At 64.0% G+C, this 20,161-nt stretch carries 15 protein-coding genes; 7 read left to right on the forward strand and 8 right to left on the reverse strand.

Features of this window, described 5'->3' with window-relative positions:
• Positions 1–86 precede the first annotated feature (86 nt).
• The 3 genes from GGQ74_RS06135 to GGQ74_RS06145 are packed head-to-tail and all read right to left on the reverse strand — an operon-like array spanning position 87 to position 6,837.
• Positions 87–1,373 carry a mechanosensitive ion channel family protein gene (locus GGQ74_RS06135; protein WP_167940616.1) on the reverse strand — a complete coding sequence of 429 codons (1,287 nt, stop codon included), beginning with the start codon at positions 1,371–1,373 and terminating at the stop codon, positions 87–89.
• A gap of 33 nt (positions 1,374–1,406) precedes the next feature.
• The gene (locus GGQ74_RS06140) at positions 1,407–2,441 is read right to left on the reverse strand and encodes a sensor histidine kinase (RefSeq protein ID WP_167940617.1); all 1,035 of its coding nucleotides are present in this window, start codon (positions 2,439–2,441) and stop codon (positions 1,407–1,409) included.
• Entirely contained in the window at positions 2,434–6,837 is a 4,404-nt protein-coding gene (locus GGQ74_RS06145) for a PAS domain S-box protein (protein ID WP_167940618.1), read from the reverse strand. The genes GGQ74_RS06140 and GGQ74_RS06145 overlap by 8 nt, the downstream gene beginning before the upstream one ends.
• Positions 6,838–7,071: 234 nt before the next feature.
• On the opposite strand from GGQ74_RS06145, the gene GGQ74_RS06150 reads away from it, so the two are divergent.
• The 5 genes from GGQ74_RS06150 (at position 7,072) to GGQ74_RS06170 (ending at position 11,092) form a co-directional block, all read left to right on the forward strand.
• Entirely contained in the window at positions 7,072–7,875 is an 804-nt protein-coding gene (locus tag GGQ74_RS06150) for an MBL fold metallo-hydrolase (RefSeq protein WP_167940619.1), read from the forward strand.
• A gap of 17 nt (positions 7,876–7,892) precedes the next feature.
• Complete coding sequence (yjgA, locus tag GGQ74_RS06155; RefSeq protein WP_167940620.1) at positions 7,893–8,411, forward strand: ribosome biogenesis factor YjgA; 519 nt, start codon at positions 7,893–7,895, stop codon at positions 8,409–8,411.
• A 267-nt stretch (positions 8,412–8,678) separates the two neighbouring features.
• The gene (locus GGQ74_RS06160) at positions 8,679–10,088 is read left to right on the forward strand and encodes an NAD(P)/FAD-dependent oxidoreductase (RefSeq protein ID WP_167940621.1); all 1,410 of its coding nucleotides are present in this window, start codon (positions 8,679–8,681) and stop codon (positions 10,086–10,088) included.
• Positions 10,089–10,310: 222 nt separating this feature from the next.
• Complete coding sequence (locus GGQ74_RS06165; RefSeq protein WP_167940622.1) at positions 10,311–10,538, forward strand: hypothetical protein; 228 nt, start codon at positions 10,311–10,313, stop codon at positions 10,536–10,538.
• A 65-nt stretch (positions 10,539–10,603) separates the two neighbouring features.
• Positions 10,604–11,092 carry a hypothetical protein gene (locus tag GGQ74_RS06170; protein WP_167940623.1) on the forward strand — a complete coding sequence of 163 codons (489 nt, stop codon included), beginning with the start codon at positions 10,604–10,606 and terminating at the stop codon, positions 11,090–11,092.
• A gap of 82 nt (positions 11,093–11,174) precedes the next feature.
• Here the strand turns inward: GGQ74_RS06170 and GGQ74_RS06175 are convergent, their stop codons facing one another.
• The 4 genes from GGQ74_RS06175 to GGQ74_RS06190 form a co-directional block, all read right to left on the reverse strand.
• Positions 11,175–13,493 carry a methyl-accepting chemotaxis protein gene (locus tag GGQ74_RS06175; RefSeq protein WP_167940624.1) on the reverse strand — a complete coding sequence of 773 codons (2,319 nt, stop codon included), beginning with the start codon at positions 13,491–13,493 and terminating at the stop codon, positions 11,175–11,177.
• A gap of 142 nt (positions 13,494–13,635) precedes the next feature.
• A complete protein-coding gene (locus tag GGQ74_RS06180) occupies positions 13,636–15,660 on the reverse strand; it encodes a methyl-accepting chemotaxis protein (RefSeq protein WP_167940625.1) in 2,025 nt (674 codons plus the stop codon).
• 10 nt (positions 15,661–15,670) lie between these two features.
• Positions 15,671–16,120, reverse strand: a complete 450-nt coding sequence (locus tag GGQ74_RS06185; RefSeq protein WP_167940626.1) for a cytochrome c family protein — start codon at positions 16,118–16,120, stop codon at positions 15,671–15,673.
• A 270-nt stretch (positions 16,121–16,390) separates the two neighbouring features.
• Positions 16,391–16,597 carry a hypothetical protein gene (locus GGQ74_RS06190; RefSeq protein WP_167940627.1) on the reverse strand — a complete coding sequence of 69 codons (207 nt, stop codon included), beginning with the start codon at positions 16,595–16,597 and terminating at the stop codon, positions 16,391–16,393.
• A gap of 211 nt (positions 16,598–16,808) precedes the next feature.
• Here GGQ74_RS06190 and GGQ74_RS06195 point away from each other — a divergent pair, with 211 nt between their 5' ends.
• Positions 16,809–18,002, forward strand: coding sequence for a response regulator (locus GGQ74_RS06195; RefSeq protein ID WP_167940628.1), 1,194 nt, complete (start codon positions 16,809–16,811; stop codon positions 18,000–18,002).
• A gap of 90 nt (positions 18,003–18,092) precedes the next feature.
• Here GGQ74_RS06195 and GGQ74_RS06200 read toward each other — a convergent pair whose 3' ends face one another.
• Entirely contained in the window at positions 18,093–18,893 is an 801-nt protein-coding gene (locus GGQ74_RS06200; RefSeq protein ID WP_167940629.1) for a 2-amino-3,7-dideoxy-D-threo-hept-6-ulosonate synthase, read from the reverse strand.
• Positions 18,894–19,238: 345 nt separating this feature from the next.
• Here GGQ74_RS06200 and GGQ74_RS06205 point away from each other — a divergent pair, with 345 nt between their 5' ends.
• Positions 19,239–20,006, forward strand: a complete 768-nt coding sequence (locus tag GGQ74_RS06205) for a fumarylacetoacetate hydrolase family protein (protein ID WP_167940630.1) — start codon at positions 19,239–19,241, stop codon at positions 20,004–20,006.
• Positions 20,007–20,161 lie beyond the last annotated feature (155 nt).

The following is a 20,161-nucleotide window of genomic DNA, read 5'->3' on the forward strand; positions in this document are numbered from 1 at the left end:
TCAGTCCTCCACCTCCCGGAACTCCCGAGACGAAACCCACCGTCTCGGGAGTTCTCGGTTTCGGAGGCGAAACGCGAAAAGGGAGGCTACTTCGTGCGGATATGCACGTCGCGCTGGGGGAAGGGAATTTCGATGCCGTTATCGCGGAAGCGGTCCCAGATGCCGAGCAGCACGGCGCTTCGCACGTTGACGAGGCCGTTTTCCGGGTCCTGTATCCACAGTCGCAGTTCGAGGTCCACGGAGCTATCGCCGAAATTCACCAGATGGCAGACAGGTTCCGGATTCGACAGCACACGTGGCACTGCGCGCGCCGCGTCCAGCATCAGCTCGATGGCCTTGCGCGGGTCGCAGCCGTAAGCCACGCCCACGGGAATCTTCAGGCGCACGTTACGGTCGGTAAAGGACCAGTTCACCACCTGCGAGGTGATGAGGTCCTCGTTGGGGATGAGGATTTCCTTGCCGTCGCGGGTGACCACGGACACGAACCGCGCCCGCAGGTCGGTGATCCAGCCGTACACGCCGCCGACTTCCACCACGTCGCCGGGCTTGATGGAGCGATCCATGAGCAGGATGAAGCCGCTAATAAGATTGGCGGCCACCTTCTGCAGGCCGAAGCCGACGCCAACGCCGACGGCACCGGAAAACACCGCAAGCGCCGTCAGGTTGATACCCACGCTCGACAGCGCCGTCATCACCACCACGACGAGAATGAAAATCTTGAGCAGCTTGACCAGCAGCACCCGCACGGAAGGCGTCAATTCCGGCACGCGGGCGAGGCGTCCCTCAAGATGCGTGGCGAGCCACATGCCCAAGCGGTAGAGCAGCACCATGACCAGCCCGGCCTTGGCCAACGACAGCACCGAGAGCCGCGCGTCGCCCATGGTGAACCCCAGTCCGTCAAGAAACTTGAGCGCCGGGGACAGAAGCCCAACGATGTTCAGCGCGGCTGCGCCCCACGCCACGGCCGCGAACACCCGCCCCCAGAAGCGCGAAAGCAAAAGCGACGACACGAGGCGTATGGCTATCCACGCGCCGAGCAGGCTCTCCGCCAGATGCAGGAAGCGCCACGGCAGGTCCACCCGCCGCGCGACGACCACACACACCCACACCAGCACGAAGGCCAGCGCCACGGGGATGGTCCGCATCGCTGCGGACACGAAGCGGTCCAGCACCCCCTCACCACGAAAGCGCCCATCCAGCCGCGCTCGAAGCGTGCGGCGTATCGCCCCGGAAGCTATCCACGCCAGCGCGAGGATGCCAACGACAACGATGCCCTGGGCCAGCGTAGCCGGCACCAGCACCTCGGTACGCACCCAGCGCGCGAGCGACACCGCGAACGACTCGATGGTCGCCGCGTCAAGCAGGTCTGCCATGAATTCGAAATCTCCGAATGAAACCCGCGAATCCTACGCGGGGAAGCTGATACGGAAGGTTGTTCCGTTTCCACGATCAACAGCCATGAAGCCGCCAACCTGCGCCACGAGGCTACGCACGAGTTCGAAGCCAAGCGTCCCGGACGTTTCCGGGTTGAGCGATACCGGCAGGCCGCTGCCGTTGTCCGACACCTGCAATTCATACCCCGGACCGCTTCGGGCGAAGCCCACGCGCACCTCACCGGTTCGTCCGTCCTCGAAGGCATGACGCAGCGCGTTGGACACCAGTTCGTTGAGGATGAGCCCCATAGGCATGACCTTGTCCGGCTCAAGGTGGAATTCGCCGCAATCGAGGCGGACGTCAACCCTTCCGGCCACTGCGGTGGTGCGCGCCTGCGCATCGGCGATGCTCTGGAAATAGCCTGCGCAGTCGATGGTCTCGGCACTGTCCGCCGCGTGCAGGCGCTCGTGGATGCGGGCGATGGTCACCACCCGGCTGCGCACGGCCTGCAAGGCGTCCACACACTCCCGGCTGCGCGAATGCAGGGCCTGCAAGGCCAGAAGGGACGTGATCATGTTGAGATTGTTCCGGATGCGGTGATGAATCTCCTTGAGTTGCAGACGGCGATCCTCCGCCGTGTGCCGAAGTCCGGACACCATGCCATCAAGGTTGCGCTCCATGTCCTTCTTTTCGAGCACGATCTCGATGGTGGCCCGTATCTGGTCATTCTGGCTGGGCTTCAGGATGTATCCGTAGGGATGCACGGCCTTGGCGCGCGCCACGTGCCGCTCGTCCCCGTAGGCCGTCAGCAGGACGACCGGAATGTCCATCTCGCTCTGGATAATGCCGCAGGCGGTGATGCCGTCGATCTCTCCCGGCATGACGACGTCCATAAGCACGATGTCTGGATGCAGTTCCCGCGCAAGGCGCACCGCGTCGCTCCCGGCCGAGGCCTTGGCCACGACACGGTAGCCAAGGCTGTCGAGCATCTCTTCGAGCTGCGTGATGATGACGCCTTCGTCATCGACGACCATTATCGAATGATTGTGCATGTCTTCGCTATTCATTGGCACCTCCCTGCGGGGCAACGCCAAAGGTGATGGTGACGGCGGTTCCGTTGTCGGTTTTCATGTCCAGCGTACCGCCCAACTGAAATTCGACGATATTGCGCATGAGCCGCAGGCCGAGGCTGCTCGCGGTGGCGAAGTTCACCCCACCAGGAATGCCGGGCCCGTCGTCGACGACGCAAATGCGCACCCTGCCGTCATCGGTCCGGCCTATGCTCATGGCGAGCGAACCGTCCCGCTTCTCACGGTAGGCGTGCTTGAAAGCGTTGGACAGCGCCTCGCTCAGAACCAGCCCGCACGGGATGGCCAAATCGAGCGGCAGGTGGATCGTCTCCATGTCGAAGACGGGGGTCACCCACGCGGCATTGTACATCTGCCCGAGTTGCCACGTCAGCATCTGGGCGTAATCGCTAATGTCGATGCTGCCGTAGTTCCCAAGGCCGTAAAGCTGCATGTGGATCATACCCATGCTGTGGATCTTGGATTGCAGATCGCGAATGATCTCCGAGGCCTTGGCGTCGCAGATCCGCCGACCGGCCATATCGAGCAGGCTGGAAATGATCTGGAGATTGTTCTTGACCCGGTGGTGGATTTCCTGAAGCAACAGTTCCTTCACCCGCAGGGACTCGCGAAGGCTCGCGTCCACGAGCTTGAGTTCCGTGATGTCCGCGGTGATGCCCGCGATGAGCCGCCGCTCGCCCGTTTCCCCATGCACGAGGAAGGCCCGGTCCCTGAACCAGCGTTCCTCGCCGTCTATGCACTTCAGCCGATACTCCACCTCCCACTGCTCGCGGTCCGTCTCGTCGTACACGGCGCGAACGCGCTCCAGATCGTCCGCATTCACAGCATTGAGAAAGCGCGTCCGCGCAGCATCGGTCGTCTCGCAGTCCCCGAGCCAACGCGCCAGCGTAGGGCTGAAATAGTCCAGCACATGCCGCCCCGGCTCGGAAATCCAGAACACATCCTCCACCGTGCCCGCGATGAGCCGGAAACGGTGGTCGCTCTCGCGCATTGCACGTTCGACATTCCCGCGCAGCACGGCATTGCCGAGCATATCCGCAGCGACCACGAGGGATTCCAGCTCCACCGAATACCAGTCGCGGTCGTGGCGGCACTCGTCGACGCCAAGCGCCCCCCACCACTGCCCCCCCGCAAACACGGGCACAATAGCCACGGAGCGTATGTCCTGCGGTTCGAGGACAAGGCGGTCTGCTTCGGGCAGACACTGCGTATGGCCGAAAAACGCGTGGCGCGTGGCGAGGGTATCGCGCAGGTCATGCAGGTCCGCTCGGCTGAAGCTCAAAAATTGCAGATCCGGCGCATCCAGCTGCGACGCGATTCCCGGCGCGCACCACTCGTGCTCCAGCCGCATTCCCGTATCGCCGGACTCGTCCGTCACGAGCCGGAACACATAGGCGCGGCTAACGTCCGCCGATTCGCCAAGCAATTCGAGCACGTCATCGATATGCTCGTGCCAGTCCGTCGAACCGAGAAAACGCCGCGCGGCGAAGGCCACGGCCTCCAGCACGCTGTCGCGACGCATCAGCGCGTTCTCCATGCGCTTGCGCTGCGTGATGTCGCGCACCACGGACAGCGTGACCGGCCGCCCAGCCAACAGAAAGGCATGCGCCGCGATCTCGACCTGCAACTCGTCCCCCCCGCCCGAGCGGACCGTAGACTCGAAGGTCCGGACGCGGGTGGAACACCCGGCCTGCCCCACAAGCCACTGCGGATTCATGGACAGCAGTTCGTGGCGTTCTAAGCCAAGCATGGCGCAGGCCCTGTCGTTGCATTCGAGCATGCGCCAGCCCTGCCCATCCGGCGCGGCCGCATGCAGAAAAATGGCGTCCGAGGCGTTGTGGAACAGACGACGATACTTCTCCTCGCTGTCGCGCAGGGCCTGCTCCGCCAGCCGGCGCTCGGTGATGTCGGCCAGGATGCCGCCTATGGCCCACAAAACTCCGGCCTCATCGCACATGGGAAATTTGGTAATCAGAATGGCGCGTTCACCCGAAAGCAGTGGCATCACCACCTCGCGCTGGATGGGCTGCCCAGCGGCGATGACCTCACGATCCTGCGCCCTAAACGTGGCCTCAGTCTCCTTCGGCAGGATGTCATAGACGCTCACCCCCCGCAGGTCCCTATCCGGAGAAACGCCCATGAACTCCCGCCAACTGCGGTTGACGTGGATGATCCGCGATTCGACGTCCTTGAAGAATATGGCCGCTGAAGAATTATCCAGGAACGCGCGAAGCTGCTGGTTGGTCCGCTCCAGCTCCTCCTGGGCGCTGCGGCGAGACGTCACGTCCACAACCATCGCGCTGACGAGGCGCACCTCGCCCTTGCCATCGCGCACGGCCGATGCGGTCACCCGCACCCACACGTGCCGACCGTCGCGCCGCAGATAGCGCCGCTCGAAATCGTACAGGGGGCTTGTCCCTTCGACCAGTTGCGCATAGGCCGCCGCTCCGCTAGCCCGCTCGTCGGGATGCAACACATCGAAAACCTTCATTCCGAGGAGTTCCGCCCGCGTATAGCCCGTAATCGCGCAGTAGCGGTCATTCACCTTGAGGAAACGCCCGTCCGGAGCGCTGTGGACCATACCCACGGCCACCTGCTCGAAGGCGGCACGGTAGCGCCCCTCGCTCTCGAAGAGTTCCCGCGTGGCACGCATGCGGTCCTCCTCGGCGGCGATGGCCGTGGTCAGAAGGCCCATGAGCCACTCGTCCTCGTAGTCAGGATCGTAATCCGCCGCATAGACCGCGCACAGCGACCCCACGGCCTCTCCTCCGGACATGACGGCCATGCCCAGATAGGTTTGCAGCCCGTAGGCCAGCACGTTGGGATCACTCTTCGCGTAGGGCGTCTTTCCCAGATCGCGGATGACCAACAGCCGATCCAGTTCGCCGCGCTCGATGACGTCCGTGCAGATATGCCCCGGTGCGGTGTCGACGCGCGGCATATCCGGCGGCGCGTTCCACGATTCCCTCGAACAGAGCATGCCGCCTTCCAGGCGGTTGTAGACCGCGCAATCGGCGGCGAGCAGTTCACCGCACAGGGCGACCAGCGCGGCGATGTTCGCGGCGTGATCGCGCCCGAGTGACAAAAGCCCCCGGTTGAGTCGGCGCAGCCTGTCCCGCGTGCGGCGCTCCCATGTCACGTCGATGCCCACACCGAGGCATGCCCGGTGGCCATTCTCGCCCTCCATCGGGATGAAGGAGCACTGGACGATGCGATCCACGCCGGTTGCGTCGCGGAAAGGCAGGGCGGGTTCCGTACGCGGCTCACCAGTCAGGATGACCTTCCTGTCCTGCGCGAGAAACCGACACTTCCCGCCCTCGCAAGTGCAGTAGCGCTCATGCGGGGTGCCGATCATCTCCTCCACCGTCGTCCCGCAGGACTCGGCCATGGCGCGGTTGGCCATGATGTAGCGGCCACGCGCGTCCCGCGCAAAGATCATATGCGGCACGAGGTCCATGATGCGACGGAGCCTGCGCTCGCTGGCGGCCAGTGCCTCCCGCGCCACGACCGTATCCGTGACGTCTGAATAAAAGGTCATGACGGCGGGCAGGCCGTCCCACACGATGCGCACGTTGCTGCCGCTCACCCAGCGCACCGCCCCGTCGCGCGAGACGATACGGAAGGTGTAAGTCTCGGGAGCGTCCCCACCCTGTACACGCAGGGCGCGATTGGAAAGCACGGCGTCCCTGTCGTCGGGATGCAGCAAATCACCAAGAGGCATCGCGTGCAGTTCGTCCAGCGAATACCCCGTCAACGCGGCTGTACTGGCATTGGCGAACAGCACGCAGTCCTCGCCGACCACGGTCACGGCCTCGCGGGCGTTCTCCACCAAGAGCCCGTACTTTTCCTCGCTCATCCGCGCCGCATGCTGCGTGGCCCGCAGTTCGGACACATCCTGCACCGTGCCGACGATGTAGCGCAGCCCGCTCGCCGCATCGACATGGGGGCTCTTGAGACACAGGGCTTGTCGCTGCCCGCCGAGCCACGTCCTGCGCCCCTCGAAGAAGTGCGGACAGCCCTGCGCGAGGACTGTGTCGTCCTGCCGCCATATGTCGGCGGCCTCGTCAGGCGGGTAGAAATCCGTATCCGTACGCCCCAGCATCTCTTCCGGCGTCCGGCCGAACACGGCCCCGGCGGCCCGGTTGAGATAGACCCAGCGATGTTCCTCGTCCTTGACGAATACCGGAATATCCAGATTGTCGACGACGTGATGGAGCAAATCGCCTTCGACCGGTTGGCGCTCAGCCTCCAACTGACGCACTCGCTCGCGCAGCTCCTCGACTTCCCGTTCGAGTTCCGCCCTGCTCGGTTCCCAGTCCTTCTTCATGGCCCCCCGGCGCTGCGTCGCCAGACGCTGTTGGTACAGTGCAGCCACTGCTACACGGCATGGATTCTTCAGGATTCAAGGTCCATAGCACAGGCCGTCACACACTCACAAGAACATCGTTCACGTCATGAGTGCCTCGCCCTGGGGCAGCTCGGGCCAGGGCGTCGCGCCCCGAGCCGCCCGCGCCGCCTCTGGACGCCCGCCACGCGTTGTTGTATCCGTATCATGTTCCCGCCGCCCGCCAACCGTGGGCACATTACGGGAAACAAGGCAGGACCGGACATGAGGCACCTTATACATGTGCCAGACCTGGGACCGTGGAGACTCGTCCCCGGCGCTAACGACGCCAGAATCCGCTCGTTCGCGCCCCCGGCGACACAATGGGGCGCAGTCTGCCATGTCGTCGAGACACCGCAGACCATCATCGTGGTGGACCCCGGCCTCCCCGAGGACATGGCCGCGGAACTCCACGGTCTGCTCCTCGAACTGGTCCTCGACACACCACGCCCCGTCAGCGTCTTCATCACCCACGCCCATGCGGACATCTGCCGCGCGGCGGGTCCGCTTCTGGCGGACACGACTCTGCGCGCCACCGTCCTGTGCCACGGGCTGGCCGTGACGCCGCTGGCGTCCGGCGACGCGGAGGTGACCCTCGCGGACGACATGCACCTTGCACTACCGCACTTTCCCCGGCTGACGGGGCTGTTTCGCGGGCACGGCGCAATCGGCGTGTATCGCTCGCTGCTCACCCCCCACGGGGAGCTTGAGGCGCTGGCCCTGCCACTGACGAACGCCACGGCCCTTCAGGTGTACAACGCACCGGGCCATACGGTTGACAGCATCTGCCTGCGCGTGAAGGGCGCGCTGTTCACGGGCGACCTTCTGGCCTCGCTCGACGACGACACCGCGGCGCGCACCGCCCCCGGGCGCGTGGCGCAATGCCCGCAGACCCTCGCGACCACTGCTGGCAAGATGCTCTGGATCATGGACAATTCCGGGGTGAGCGACGTGTTTCAAAGCCACGGCCCCACACTGACGGCCACCGAGGCGACACGGCGTCTACGCACCCTGATGGCGACGCAATGATTTTCACGGAGACGGAAATGAACGACCAGTACGAAGACGAATTCGAAGAACCGGAACGAAAGAGCAAATCCCAGAAGAAGCGCGAGATGATCGCCCTGCAGGAAATGGGTGAGCGCCTGTGTTCCATGCCGCCGGACACCGTGCGCAGACTGCCCATTCCCAAACCGCTCATCGAGGCCGCGCTGGCCTACAAGGACGTGCGCAGCCACGAGGCGCGACGCAGGCACATGCAGTACATGGGCCGCCTCATGCGCGAGGCATCGGACCTCGAAGCCATCACCGAGGCGCTCGAAGGCTTCCAGACCGTCCAGCAGGCGGACAACCGCCACTTTCAGAAGCTCGAAAAATGGCGCGACGCGCTCATCTCCGGCGATGCCGACATGATCGAAACCATCGTTGCCGAACACCCCGCAGCGGACCGCCAGCGCCTGCGCCAGCTCGCGCGAAACGCCGCCCGCGAGGCCGAGGGCAACAAACCGCCCAAGTCCGCCCGCTTGCTCTTCCGCTACCTGCGGGAGCTTAGCGAGGAAGCCTAGCATCCAATCCGGCAAGGCTCCGCCCGGAGCCTTGCCGATTCGCCCATCCGCCCCTTCCGCTTCCGTTACCGCCACCTCGCCCATCCACACGCGACACAGTAGTCCAAGCCCCCCGGAATGCCTCGGGCTTCTAGTTTTTTGGGACTGGAACCGTTTTTTTCCTGTTGCTTTTCCTTTTCAAACGTGGAATGCACAATCAAGGGTTTTGCGCGCAACGCCATCCCGGCCGCGCCGCACTCCATCCAACAAAACCCTTGGAGATATGGAATGGTTTCCCAGACCGAAGAAAAGAATTTTGACGTCATCATCGTCGGCGGCGGTCCCGCCGGACTGTTCGCAGCCTATCATCTGGCCGAGAATTCCAACCTGAGCGTGCTCATCCTCGAAAAGGGCAAGGCCCCCCTGAGCCGCAAGTGTCCCATCGGCCACGGCGAGGAATGCATCCGCTGCAAGCCGTGCAACATCCTTTCCGGCATGGGCGGAGCTGGCCTGTTCTCCGACGGCAAGCTCAACTACATCCCCATCCTCGGCAAGACGGACCTCACCCAGTTCATGCCCCTTGCGCAGGCGCAGGCGCTCATCGACGAAACCGAGAGCATCTACAACGCCTACGGCATGGACGGACAGGTCTACCCCACCGACATGGCCGCCGCCCGCGAAATCCGCAAGAGCGCCATGAAGAACGGCGTGGACCTGCTCATCATCAAGCAGAAGCATCTGGGAAGCGACAAGCTGCCCCACCACATAAACGGCATGGTCGACGACCTGAAGAAGAAGGGCGTCGTGGTCCGCACCTCCGAAGAGGTCAAGGACATCATCGTCGACGGCGACCGCGTCACCGGCGTGCTGACCAAGCATGGCGGCTTTTACGCCCCCAACGTCATCCTCGCCCCGGGCCGCGTCGGCGCGGAGTGGGTGTCCCGCGTGGTGCAGAGCCACGGCCTCAGCGTGACCCAGCGTGGCATCGAAGTCGGCGTGCGCGTGGAAGTGCACAACGAAATCATGCGCGACCTGTGCAACATCGTCTACGACCCCACCTTCTTCATCCGCACGCCCAAGTACGACGACCAGACCCGCACGTTCTGCACGAACTTCGGCGGCTTCGTCGCCCTCGAAAACTATCAGGACTTCGTGTGCGTCAACGGCCACGCCAACATGGACCAGAAGTCCGAAAACACGAACTTCGCGTTCCTGTCCAAGGTCGTGCTCACCGAGCCGGTCACGGACAATCAGGCCTACGGCGAGTCCATCGGCAAGCTGGCCACCATCATCGGCGGCGGCAAGCCCATCCTCCAGCGCTTCGGCGACCTCAAGCGCGGACGCCGCAGCACTTGGACCCGCATCAACAATAGCTACGTCGAGCCGACCATGAAAAACGTCACCCCCGGCGACATCGCCATGGCGCTGCCCGAGCGCATCGTGACCAACCTCGTAGAAGGCCTCGAACAGTTGAACCTCGCCGTGCCCGGTGTGGCCAACGACGAAACCCTGCTCTACGCGCCCGAGATCAAGTTCTTCGCCACGCAGGTGGAGACCTCGAACATGCTGGAGACCCAAATCAAGGGCCTCTTCGTTGCGGGCGACGGTCCCGGCGTTGCTGGCAACATCGTTTCCGCCAGCGCCACCGGACTCATCCCCGCAAAGGAAATCGTCCGCAGGGGCGGCAAGGTCGAATAGACCACCACGCCCAGCGCTCGCTCTCCAAACGAGACGACAGGGGGAATTCCGCATGGAATTCCCCCTTTTTCGCGCCCGGGCCGCATCAGCCCCCGCGCCACAGCGCGACAGGCGCGGACATGTTGCCCACCCCGCGCCATCCTGCTACGATCATTCGTCATCCAGGCGAAGACGCGCGGCCGTGCGCGTCGTGCCCATGGACCACACACGCGGGAGGTGCGCATGATCATCTATGCCGTCGCCATTTTTCTCGTGCTTCTGCTGGCATGGCACTTCTTCCTGCACGGCCTGCTGACCGACGCGGTCCACCCGCGCCTCATCCGGACCCCGTTCGCCGTCCGGGTGCTGTCGCTGGTGTGCTTCATCGTCGCGCTGATCATCGTATGGACTCTGGCTGGCATTTCCGTGCTGACCTACCTCGCCGCCGTCCTCGGGTACGGCGGCGAATGAGCGCAGGCCGGCGCGAACGCCTCAACTGATCTCCGGCACAGCCGAAAGGAGCATGGATTCCACCCATGGCACAACCACGCACTCTCCCAGCACCAGCCCTCAAAACGCTCGTCGAGTCCACGGAGCAGGCGAAGGAAACGGCCCGCGAGGAAATCGCGGCACTGCGCAAGGACCTCGCAGCCCTCGAACGTCTCCTCTCCGGCAAACGTAAGAGCCAACCGGAGGACGTCTCCCTGCACGACATCGTCCACGGCGCTCTGGAAATTTTCCGCTGCGCGGCGCTGGCGCTGGAAAACGAGCGCCTGCTCGACGACATGCACGACGCCGTCGAACGCGCACTGGCCGAGGACTTTCTCCATGCCAACGGAGCAACCCTCCTGCGCGAGCCGGAAGGCTGGCACTGGATTTCGCCAAAGGGCGTCATGCATCACCTCGCCACCGGCGACGCCCCGGCCGAGGCCGCCAAGAAACTCCGGCGGCACCTGCCGCGCGTACCGGCCCCCCAGCGCGGCGCACAGGCCGACACGGACGACGCCCCGGAATCCGACGCCTAGCGCCGTCCCAATGTGCATAAAATAAGGCCTGCGCAGTGCGAACCGCGCAGGCCTTTTCGTAATGTCGCGACGTGCGTGAGGCTCAGCCTTCGCGCATGCGGACGATGATGTCCTGAAGCCGCGTCGCCTGCTCGGCCAACCCCGCCACTGCACGGGCGGATTCGGTCATGGCTGCGGACGTCTCGTCGGCGATGGAGCGAATGCCTTCCGTGGCGCTGGCTATCTCCTCGCTAGCGGCGGACTGCTGTTCCGCCGCCGTAGCGATGGCACGCACCTGATCGGCCGTCTGCTCAATCATCCCGACAATCTCCCCAAGCACCCCGCCGCTCTGCTGGGCCAGATCGCGGCTACGCTGCACGGCCTCCACGGTTTCCACCGTGGCCCGCACATTCTCGTCCGCGCTCCTCTGGATCAGCTTCACGGACTGAGTGACCTCGCGAGTGGCGGTCATGGTCCGCTCGGCCAGCTTACGCACCTCGTCGGCGACCACGGCGAAACCGCGTCCGGCGTCGCCTGCGCGGGCGGCCTCAATGGCGGCGTTGAGCGCCAGAAGATTGGTCTGATCCGCGATATCCTCGATGACGGTGACAACCTGCCCGACGGCTTCGGCCTGCCGTCCAAGCTCACTCATGCTGTCGCGCAGGGCAACGCTGCGCTCGGCGACCTCGCTGGAGATGGTCGCGGAATCCTCCACCACGCGCGCGCCAGCCTGCGCCTTGCCACGCACCAACTCGGCCATTTCAGCGGCGCTCCCGGCGTTGCGGGCCACCTCGATGACCGTCGCGTTCATCTCCTCCATGGCCGTGGCCACTTCGGCGGTGCGGCGCTGCTGCTCTCCCGCGCCCTGATTGGACTGCTCCACCTGCGCAGAGAGTTCCTCGGCGGACGAGGACACCATTCCCGAAACGTCCTGCGCATCCCCGGCGGCCATGGCCAGCCGTTCGTGCTGGGCGCGAATCCTCGCCTCCTGCGCGCGAATTTCCGTAAGATCGAACCATATCGCCAGCGTACCGAGCAGATTGCCGTCCATGTCGAAGAACGGTGTGGACGCCACGTCCACCACGAGCTCCCGTCCGTCCGGCCGCACGTAGGGCAGTTCCTCGCGAATCTGACGCTGCTCCGCAAGTGCCCGACTGGACACCGTCGAGCGCGTGTCGTCATTCCAAAAGAAGCGCCCCGACGTCTGCCCGACGTAGGACTCCGGATCGCCGGGCCTGCCGAGGTAGTCGCACATGGCGGCATTGACATGCAGGATGCGGTTGTCCGGGCCGGTAATGGTGCAGGGCAGCGTGATGCCCCCCAGCACCCCCTCGGAAAAGCCGAGCTTGCGCTTGAGTTCCTCCACCATGGCTCGCACATGGTGCGCCAGCCCGGCGAACTCGAACCGATATTCCCCGTCGAGCTCGGCCCTGAAATCGCCCTCGGCCACGCGCCCGGCAAAGCGCTCCATGGCCGCCAGCGGCCGAAGCGCATAGGTCCGCACCAACAGCACGATTCCCCCCGCCACGAGCAGAACCATCGCCGCCCCGGCCGCGATCATGAAATTGCGCTGCCCGATGGCCGTGGCCGCAAGATTGTCCTCGTACTCGCTCACAGCCACCAGCCACCCGGAAGCGGCAACTGTGTGCACGCTCATGAACTTGCGGCGGCCCTCCCACTCGTACCACAACTCGCCGCTGCCGCGTTCGATGGCCTCGCGGATGAAGGGCTGGTCGCCAATATTTTGGAGCAGCAGAGACTTGTCCGCGCCGTGGGCGAGCACGGTGCCCGTGGAGTCGAAAATGAAGCCGTACCCCTCCGCGCCGACGCGCACAGGATCGAGGAACCGGGCGGTGAACATGTCCCAGCGCGGAAACACCGCAAGCCCGCCGACCACATCGCCCGAGCCGTCCTTGATGGCATGGGCGGCGGCGAAGACGAGCGCTCCATCCGCCGTACGGATCACGGACGGACTGACGAAGCGCTCCGCTCCGCCAATGATGGCCTTCACGTAATCTGCATCTGCCCGCTGCTCTCCAGCGAGACTCGCGCCCTTGACGTCCACGCCGGACACAAAATTGCCCTGCGCGTCGAACACGGCGATGCCCCAACAGGATTCATGCGCCTCCAGCACCTGCTTGAGACGCGTGAAGGCCTTATTCGCCCCATAGGACGAGGACAACGCATTCTGCACCGCATTCTCGCGCACGAGGCTTCCAGCCAGCACCTCGGCGGACTCCAGATAGCTCTCGATGGCCCGTACGGTCCCCTCGCAGCCCTGCTGCGCCGTCTGCGTGCCCAGTTCGAGCGCCATGTCGTAGCTCGAATGATTCACGTACCAGACCAGCCCGCCCACCGACGACGCAATGACCGCCACCACCAGAATCGACAGAAACGTATTGAGACTTCTGAACTTGAACATCGACGGCTTGAACCCCTCTCTATGCTTGCGGTATCAATGATGCGCGCACCCCAAGGAAGAAGAAAAGGGGGAAGCGAACCAGTCCGGTCCACCTCCCCCTTGATGCTTCATGTGCAGTCGAGGCCGCGAGACGTCACTCCCCTCATTCGGACTGCATTTGCTCTATAACGGATTGCAACCTTTGCGCAAGTTCCGCAAGCTCCACAACAGCCCGCGACGACTCATCCATGGCGGATGACGTCTCTCCGGCGATCCTGTTGATATCGTCGGTGGAACGGGCGATCTGCTCGCTGGTGGCGGACTGCTGCTCCGCCGCAGTGGCAATGGCCCGCACCTGATCCGCCGTCTGCTCGATCATGGACACAATGTCCTTGAGCGCCGCGCCGGACTGGGCGGCCATGTCGCGGCTACGCTCCACGGCATCCACGGCGGCCTCGGTGCTACGCACGTTCTGCTGTGCGCTCTGCTGAATGGTCTTGATGGAGCTGGTCACTTCGCGGGTGGCGGCCATGGTCCGCTCGGCCAGCTTGCGCACCTCGTCGGCGACGACCGCGAAACCACGGCCCGCGTCACCGGCGCGGGCGGCCTCGATGGCCGCGTTGAGCGCCAGCAGGTTGGTCTGGTCCGCAATGTCCTCGATGACGGTGATGACCTGTCCCACGCCGTCGGCGCGCTCGCCAAGCTCGGTCATGCTTCCGCGAAGCGCCTGCGCCTGCTCGGAAACCACGTTGACCATCTCCACAGAGGCGGTGACGACCTCGTCGCCCTCATGGGCGCGCCTGCGGACGCGCTCGGCAAGTTCGGCGGCGTTGCCTGCGTTGCGGGCGACCTCGATGACCGTGGCGTTCATCTCCTCCATGGCCGTGGCCACTTCGGCGGTGCGGTGCTGCTGTTCGTCGGCACCCCGGTTGGACTGCTCGACCTGCGCGGCCAGCTCCTCGGAGGCGGCGGCGACCTGCGATGACACCTGCTCCGCGTCCACGGCGGCGTTGGCGATGCGCTGGTGCTGCTCGCGAATGCGGCGCTCCTGCGTGCGGACCTCGGTCAGGTCGAACCAGATGGCCAGCGTGCCGAGGAGCTTCCCATCCATGTCAAAGAACGGCGTGGACGTGATGTCGATGATCAGCTCGCTGCCGTCTGTAAAGGGATAGGATATCTCCTTGCGAACCTGCTTGCGGGTTTCCAAAGCGGACTCGGAAACGGTCTTGCGTTTGGGATCGTTGAAGAAGAACTGCCCGGAGGCCGCGCCAACGTGATCGGCTGGCGTACCGGACTTGCGCAGCAGGCGGCAGATCTCGGCGTTGACGTGCACAATGCGGTTGTCCGGCCCGATGATCGCACAAGGCATGGTGATGCCTTCGAGCACGCCCTGCGAGAAGCCGAGCTGTGTCTTGAGCTTGCCGACCATTTCGGCCAGATTGTCGGCCATCTGCCCCAGTTCGTCACTGGTGCTCACGCGGAACTCGGCGTTGAGGTCACCGGCGCTGATGCGGTTCGAGGCATCGGCGATGGCCCGCACATTGCGCACCACCTGCCGCCGCAGGAACAGCACCACGGTCAGGACCAGCACCAGCATGCCCACGGCACACAGCCCCACGAACTCCACAAGCTGGGAATCGAGGGCCACCATGGCGGGCGTCACGTCCTGCACGAGAACCATCTCGCCGAGAATCTTCTGCGAAGCGCCGTGGCAGTGGTGACAGGACCGCTCGTTGGGAATGGCTGTGGCGTGCACGTAGAGGTGGCGTCCGTCGTCCTCGACGAGCCTTCCGACCTCCCCTTCACGTCCAAGCAGCCCGGAGGTGAGCGAAAGAATGTCCTCGTTGTCGAAGACCTGCGCCATATCCTTGCGTTCATCCGCTGTGCGCGTGCTGTAGGTCACGTTGCCGCGAAAGTTCGTGATGTGGACGGAGACGTCGGGATAGTTGTCGCGGATGAAGGAGAACTGGGCACGGGTACCCTTGTCGTCGCCCACGATCATGGGCTTGGCGATGGCGTGGTGGAACAGCTCCGCAGTCTGCCCCACGGACTCCGCGAGATTGGTGGTGAAGTCGGCCTTCTGCCAGCGGGCGCTCACGCTCGCCAGCACGGCGAACACGACGAAGCTCACGCAAAAGACGAGCAGAGTTACCTTCGCGCCGAGACGATGTCTGAAATATCCGAACATGGCAGACCTCCTAATGCGCCCCGCTGTGAATCAGCGGCTTGAAGTCGAAATCCTGCACACGTTCTGCGTTGTGGCAGACCTGACACTGCTCCACTTCCGGCACCCGGCGGATGAGCGACGGATCGCCGCCATCGGCATGGGCAGCGCCCGCGCCGTGGCAGGTCTCGCAGCCCACATCGGCAAGCTCCGGCGTCGACTCGTAGCTCCGGAAGCCCCCCTTGCCGTAGCCGGTGGTATGACACTCGTAGCAGTTGGCCAGTTCCTTCTGCGTGAGATCAGAGGCCATCACCTTCACGCTCTCCCACGAATGCGCCTTCTTCGAATGCTTCTGAAAGCGGGCGTATTCCGCCTCATGACACTCGCCACAGGCCTTGGACCCCACATACCCCTCGGCCGAGGCCAGCGACACGGCACACAGCACGGCGAGCACCGCCGAGCCCAAGATACTCTTCCCTCTCATTGTGTTCCCCCAATACCAATGTATTGATCCGGCGCATCGCAACAGCCGGACATCTGTCAAAGCCTCCGCCCAATGGGCGATGGTTCCGGTTTGTCATCCGGGCACAATCCGTAACGCAATTGTAAAGTTCTTGGAAAGCCCCATTTCGCCCATTTTTCCACCAATCGCAACCAACCCGGCGAATCCACAAAAAAAGAGCAGGTGCGAAAACCCACTGGAGTTTCCGCACCTGTCCGATGGGCGACATTCGCGATTCGCCCGACCTGGACACTACTTGCCCCACCCCTGCAAGGCCTCGTCGATAGGGACGGGCTTACGCGTCAGCCATACGACATTACGTCGTTTATCCTCGGGCCGACACACGCTCAGTCCCTCCTCCACGATGCAGTCCCCACACACGGGGCCTCGCGGGCCGTTGACATAGATATCCCATTCGCCGAGTTCATGCCTGCAGCGGCAGCACTTCCTGTGTTTCATCCTTCCTCCGTCTTCCCTCTCGCCCTTGCGGGTCTATCCGTCGGTCATCATTCAATTTCCGTGCCGCCTCATTTTCTACTGACACAGATACATCAACGATAACGGAGTGTTAGAAATAATCATAAAAATTCCGAGACATGCCCATCCCGCCAACGGGGCTAAAGCGCGGGACATTTCTGCCGATGAAGCAGTTGCATCCCGGAGAAACATCATGACCAGAAGCACACAGCACACCGAAGACCGTCACGAAACCGCCAGCGCCGTCATCCTTGCGGCGTCCATGGCCCATGCCCGCATGGACGCGGACTTTCTGCGCCGCTGTGGCGTGCGTCAGGTGGCAATTTTTGCCGACGCGGCGGGGGCTTTGGAGCATATGCAGACGCAGGTGCCCACTATCGTCATGTGCGACGAGAAACTTGAGGGCACAAGCGGACTTTCCTTCGTGGCCAGCATGCAGGCACACCCGTCACTGGCCGACATCCCCGTACTCATGGTCAGCGCCGACGCCCGCGAGGAGGCCGTGCTCGACGCCATCGCCGCAGGATGCGCGGGCTACCTGCTACGCCCCTACTCCATGCAGTCCTTCCAGACGCAACTCGACAACGTCCGCCGCGGCAGCGCCCCCAGCGCAGCACGCCGGGCCGCGCTGGCTCGGGCACAGCGACAGGCGGATGACGGCGAGCTGGATCGGGCCATCGCCAGATTCGAGGAAGTCGTAAACGACGCGGGCAGGCCGGAAGATTTCTACGAACGCGGATGCATGCGACTGGCGCGCAGGGACTGGGACGGGGCCATCGTGGATTTCCGAAGGGCAGTCACCCTCGACAGGCTCTATGCCGAGGCCTACGAGGGGCTTGGAAAGGCATGGGCGGGCAAGGGCAACGAGAAGGAAGCCCGCAAGTACATGCGGCTGGCGGCTGCGGCCTACTCGCGCATGGGGCGCTACAGCGAGGCCAGAACCGTTTTCGTGGAGACGCTCAAGGTCAACCCGGAGTCCGAGAATCCCTTCCTCGACCTCGGCTTCGCCATGGTCCGCCGTGGTGACTGGACCGGAGCTGGCCGCGCCTACGCGCAGGCCATGGAGCTCTGCGGCAGCGAGGCCCAGGTGTACGAAGCCATCGCCCGCGCCAGCCACTTCACGGACGCCCCCGAGCACGCCGCGCGGCAGATCGTCGCGGCGCTGACCCGCGAAAACGGCAGCCACGACGCCGAGCGCACCCTGAAGCGGATACTTGGCGACCCCGCCCGCATGCCGTCACGGCAGCGGCGGACCGGCGTCCCGTCGGTTCCGTCCTTCATTCCCGACGCGCTGGCCGATGCGTGGATGGTGCTGCGCTATACGCTGCGCGCCTACCACCGTGGCCCCGTTCGCGGCGAAGGAAGGATGTCTCTCGATTTTTCGTAGGCAGGAGAGAGGAGATGCCCGCAAGGGCGAAAACGGACAGGCCCGCCATGGAATCTCACCACGGCGGGCCTGTTCATTTGGACACAGGAGCTAGACGCCCTGCGCCACGGAAACCGCGTCGTCCACGTCCCAACCCTTGTGGACGAGCCCGTGAAGGGCGCGAACCATGTTGAACGTGTCGTCCGCCTGAAAGATGTTGCGACCGATGGACAGGCCGCTGCCGCCCGCCTCAAGGGAGTCGGAGACCATCTGGAGCAGTTCGCGCGGGCTGTCCATCTTGGGACCGCCAGCGATGACCACGGGCACGCACGCCCCGGCCACGACACGGCGGAAGCTCTCCACGCTGCCGGTGTAGGGCACCTTGACCACGTCAGCGCCAAGCTCCATACCCACGCGGGCACAGTGCGCCACGACATCGGGATCAAACTCGTTTTTGATCTTGGGACCACGGGCGTAGATCATGGCGAGAATGGGCATGCCCCACTCCGCCGCGCGGGCTGCGGTACGGCCGAGGTCGGCCAGCATCTCACGCTCGGTTTCGTCGCCGAGGTTCACGTGCACGCTCACGGCGTCGGCACCGAGGCGGATGGCGTCCTCCACGGTTCCGGTCAGCGTTTTGGCGTTGGGAAAGGGCGACAGGGACGTGCTGGCCGAAAGATGCACGATGAGGCCGATATCCGGTCCCTGCTGGCGATGGCCACAGGGCACGAGGCCCTTGTGCATAAGCACGGCGTTGGCTCCGCCCGAGGCGATGTGCGAGAGGGTCTCGCGCATGTCGATGAGGCCGTCCACCGGGCCGATGGTGGTGCCATGGTCCAGCGGGACGATGATGGCGCGGCCGGTGTTGCGGTTGAATATGCGTTCGAAGCGAATGGCTTTTCCGATGTGCATGGCGTTCCTCCTGCGGACTCCCATATATGCAAAATGACACAAAAAAAAGAGGCCGCTGGATGGTATCCAACGGCCTCTCGGGTTTCAGCGGTATTCGCGCGCCCTAGCGCGCAACGCACCAGCCCCCCCAGGCCCTGCCTGCGGAATAATAATAGCTGTAGGAAGCTGCGAGGATTTCGTGCGTGTTGTTCATGCGTGGACTCTAGAGCCGCGCCGAGGGCTTTGTCAAGGCGCAAGGGTGACGCATATTTCTTCCAACGGATTAGACACGCTCCCCCCGGGCTGGTATATAGCTGTATGCATCTGCGGCCCATGCGGCCCGTCACCTCCAGCCAAGGCGGAAGCATGCGCATAATCAGAATCGAACACTACGGAACCTCGTTCTATGCCCGCGTCACCGAGGAGGGCCTCATGTCCCTCGACAGGACGCGCGGAACGGGCGGGATAATTCCTCCGGAGCAGGCCCGACTGCTCCAGTTGGCCGTGCCGTCGAAGATCGTGCGCATCGACTGCTCACCCGGCGGATCGCGCACGCCCGACATCAGCCTCAAGCCGCCGTCGTGCATCATCAGCACGTCGCAGAGCGTCCTGTTGCCCGCAGGAACCACGGATGCGAGTTCCAGCGCATGCCTCGCCGTCCTCATGGGGCATCAGTGTAGGGAAACAACCCCCGCGGACGTCCGCAAGCTCATCTTCGGCTTCACATGCGCCAACGACATTTCCGCCACGGTCCCCGGCCTGTCGGCTCCCGGCTCGACGGCGGCGGGCGGATTCGATACATTCGCACCCATCGGTCCGTTTCTCGAAACGGATATCGACATGCCGGAGGAACTCGTGGTCACCACGAGCGTCAACGGCGAACCGCGCTGCGACATGCGGCTCGACGAGTTGGCCCTCTCCCCATTCGAGGCCATAAGCCGCATCTCGCGCATCATGACCCTGCAACCCGGCGACGTGGTACTCATCGGTTCGACGGGGATGGAAACCGCCATCGCCAATGGCGACCTGATCGAGGTGAACATCGCCGGAATCGGGACGCTCGAAAATTCCATCAAGGCACTTGCGACCGACACGCACGCCGGGCACGACACATCTTCCGCCCCCGTGCAGTAAACGAATCCGGCGGCGAAAGGCTTTCTTTGGGCTTGCCAAAGAGCTGCATTTCGCGTACAACGCCGCGATTTCAATCCCGCACATCCCGGATACGCCCGTGGGTGCCCGTCCATGTGGACGGGTTCTGGACGTTATGCAACCGGGATGGAGGAAAA

The organism is Desulfobaculum xiamenense (genome assembly GCF_011927665.1).
In the GTDB taxonomy this organism is placed as follows: Bacteria; Desulfobacterota; Desulfovibrionia; order Desulfovibrionales; family Desulfovibrionaceae; genus Desulfobaculum; species Desulfobaculum xiamenense.

Bases quoted from the DNA above. Each gene is read 5' to 3' on its own strand.
- GGQ74_RS06135 (WP_167940616.1), bottom strand. From the start codon at position 1,373: ATGGCAGACCTGCTTGACGCGGCGACCATCGAGTCGTTCGCGGTGTCG.
- GGQ74_RS06140 (WP_167940617.1), bottom strand. From the start codon at position 2,441: ATGAATAGCGAAGACATGCACAATCATTCGATAATGGTCGTCGATGAC.
- GGQ74_RS06150 (WP_167940619.1), top strand. From the start codon at position 7,072: ATGAGGCACCTTATACATGTGCCAGACCTGGGACCGTGGAGACTCGTC.
- yjgA (WP_167940620.1), top strand. From the start codon at position 7,893: ATGAACGACCAGTACGAAGACGAATTCGAAGAACCGGAACGAAAGAGC.
- GGQ74_RS06160 (WP_167940621.1), top strand. From the start codon at position 8,679: ATGGTTTCCCAGACCGAAGAAAAGAATTTTGACGTCATCATCGTCGGC.
- GGQ74_RS06165 (WP_167940622.1), top strand. From the start codon at position 10,311: ATGATCATCTATGCCGTCGCCATTTTTCTCGTGCTTCTGCTGGCATGG.
- GGQ74_RS06170 (WP_167940623.1), top strand. From the start codon at position 10,604: ATGGCACAACCACGCACTCTCCCAGCACCAGCCCTCAAAACGCTCGTC.
- GGQ74_RS06175 (WP_167940624.1), bottom strand. From the start codon at position 13,493: ATGTTCAAGTTCAGAAGTCTCAATACGTTTCTGTCGATTCTGGTGGTG.
- GGQ74_RS06180 (WP_167940625.1), bottom strand. From the start codon at position 15,660: ATGTTCGGATATTTCAGACATCGTCTCGGCGCGAAGGTAACTCTGCTC.
- GGQ74_RS06185 (WP_167940626.1), bottom strand. From the start codon at position 16,120: ATGAGAGGGAAGAGTATCTTGGGCTCGGCGGTGCTCGCCGTGCTGTGT.
- GGQ74_RS06190 (WP_167940627.1), bottom strand. From the start codon at position 16,597: ATGAAACACAGGAAGTGCTGCCGCTGCAGGCATGAACTCGGCGAATGG.
- GGQ74_RS06195 (WP_167940628.1), top strand. From the start codon at position 16,809: ATGACCAGAAGCACACAGCACACCGAAGACCGTCACGAAACCGCCAGC.
- GGQ74_RS06200 (WP_167940629.1), bottom strand. From the start codon at position 18,893: ATGCACATCGGAAAAGCCATTCGCTTCGAACGCATATTCAACCGCAAC.
- GGQ74_RS06205 (WP_167940630.1), top strand. From the start codon at position 19,239: ATGCGCATAATCAGAATCGAACACTACGGAACCTCGTTCTATGCCCGC.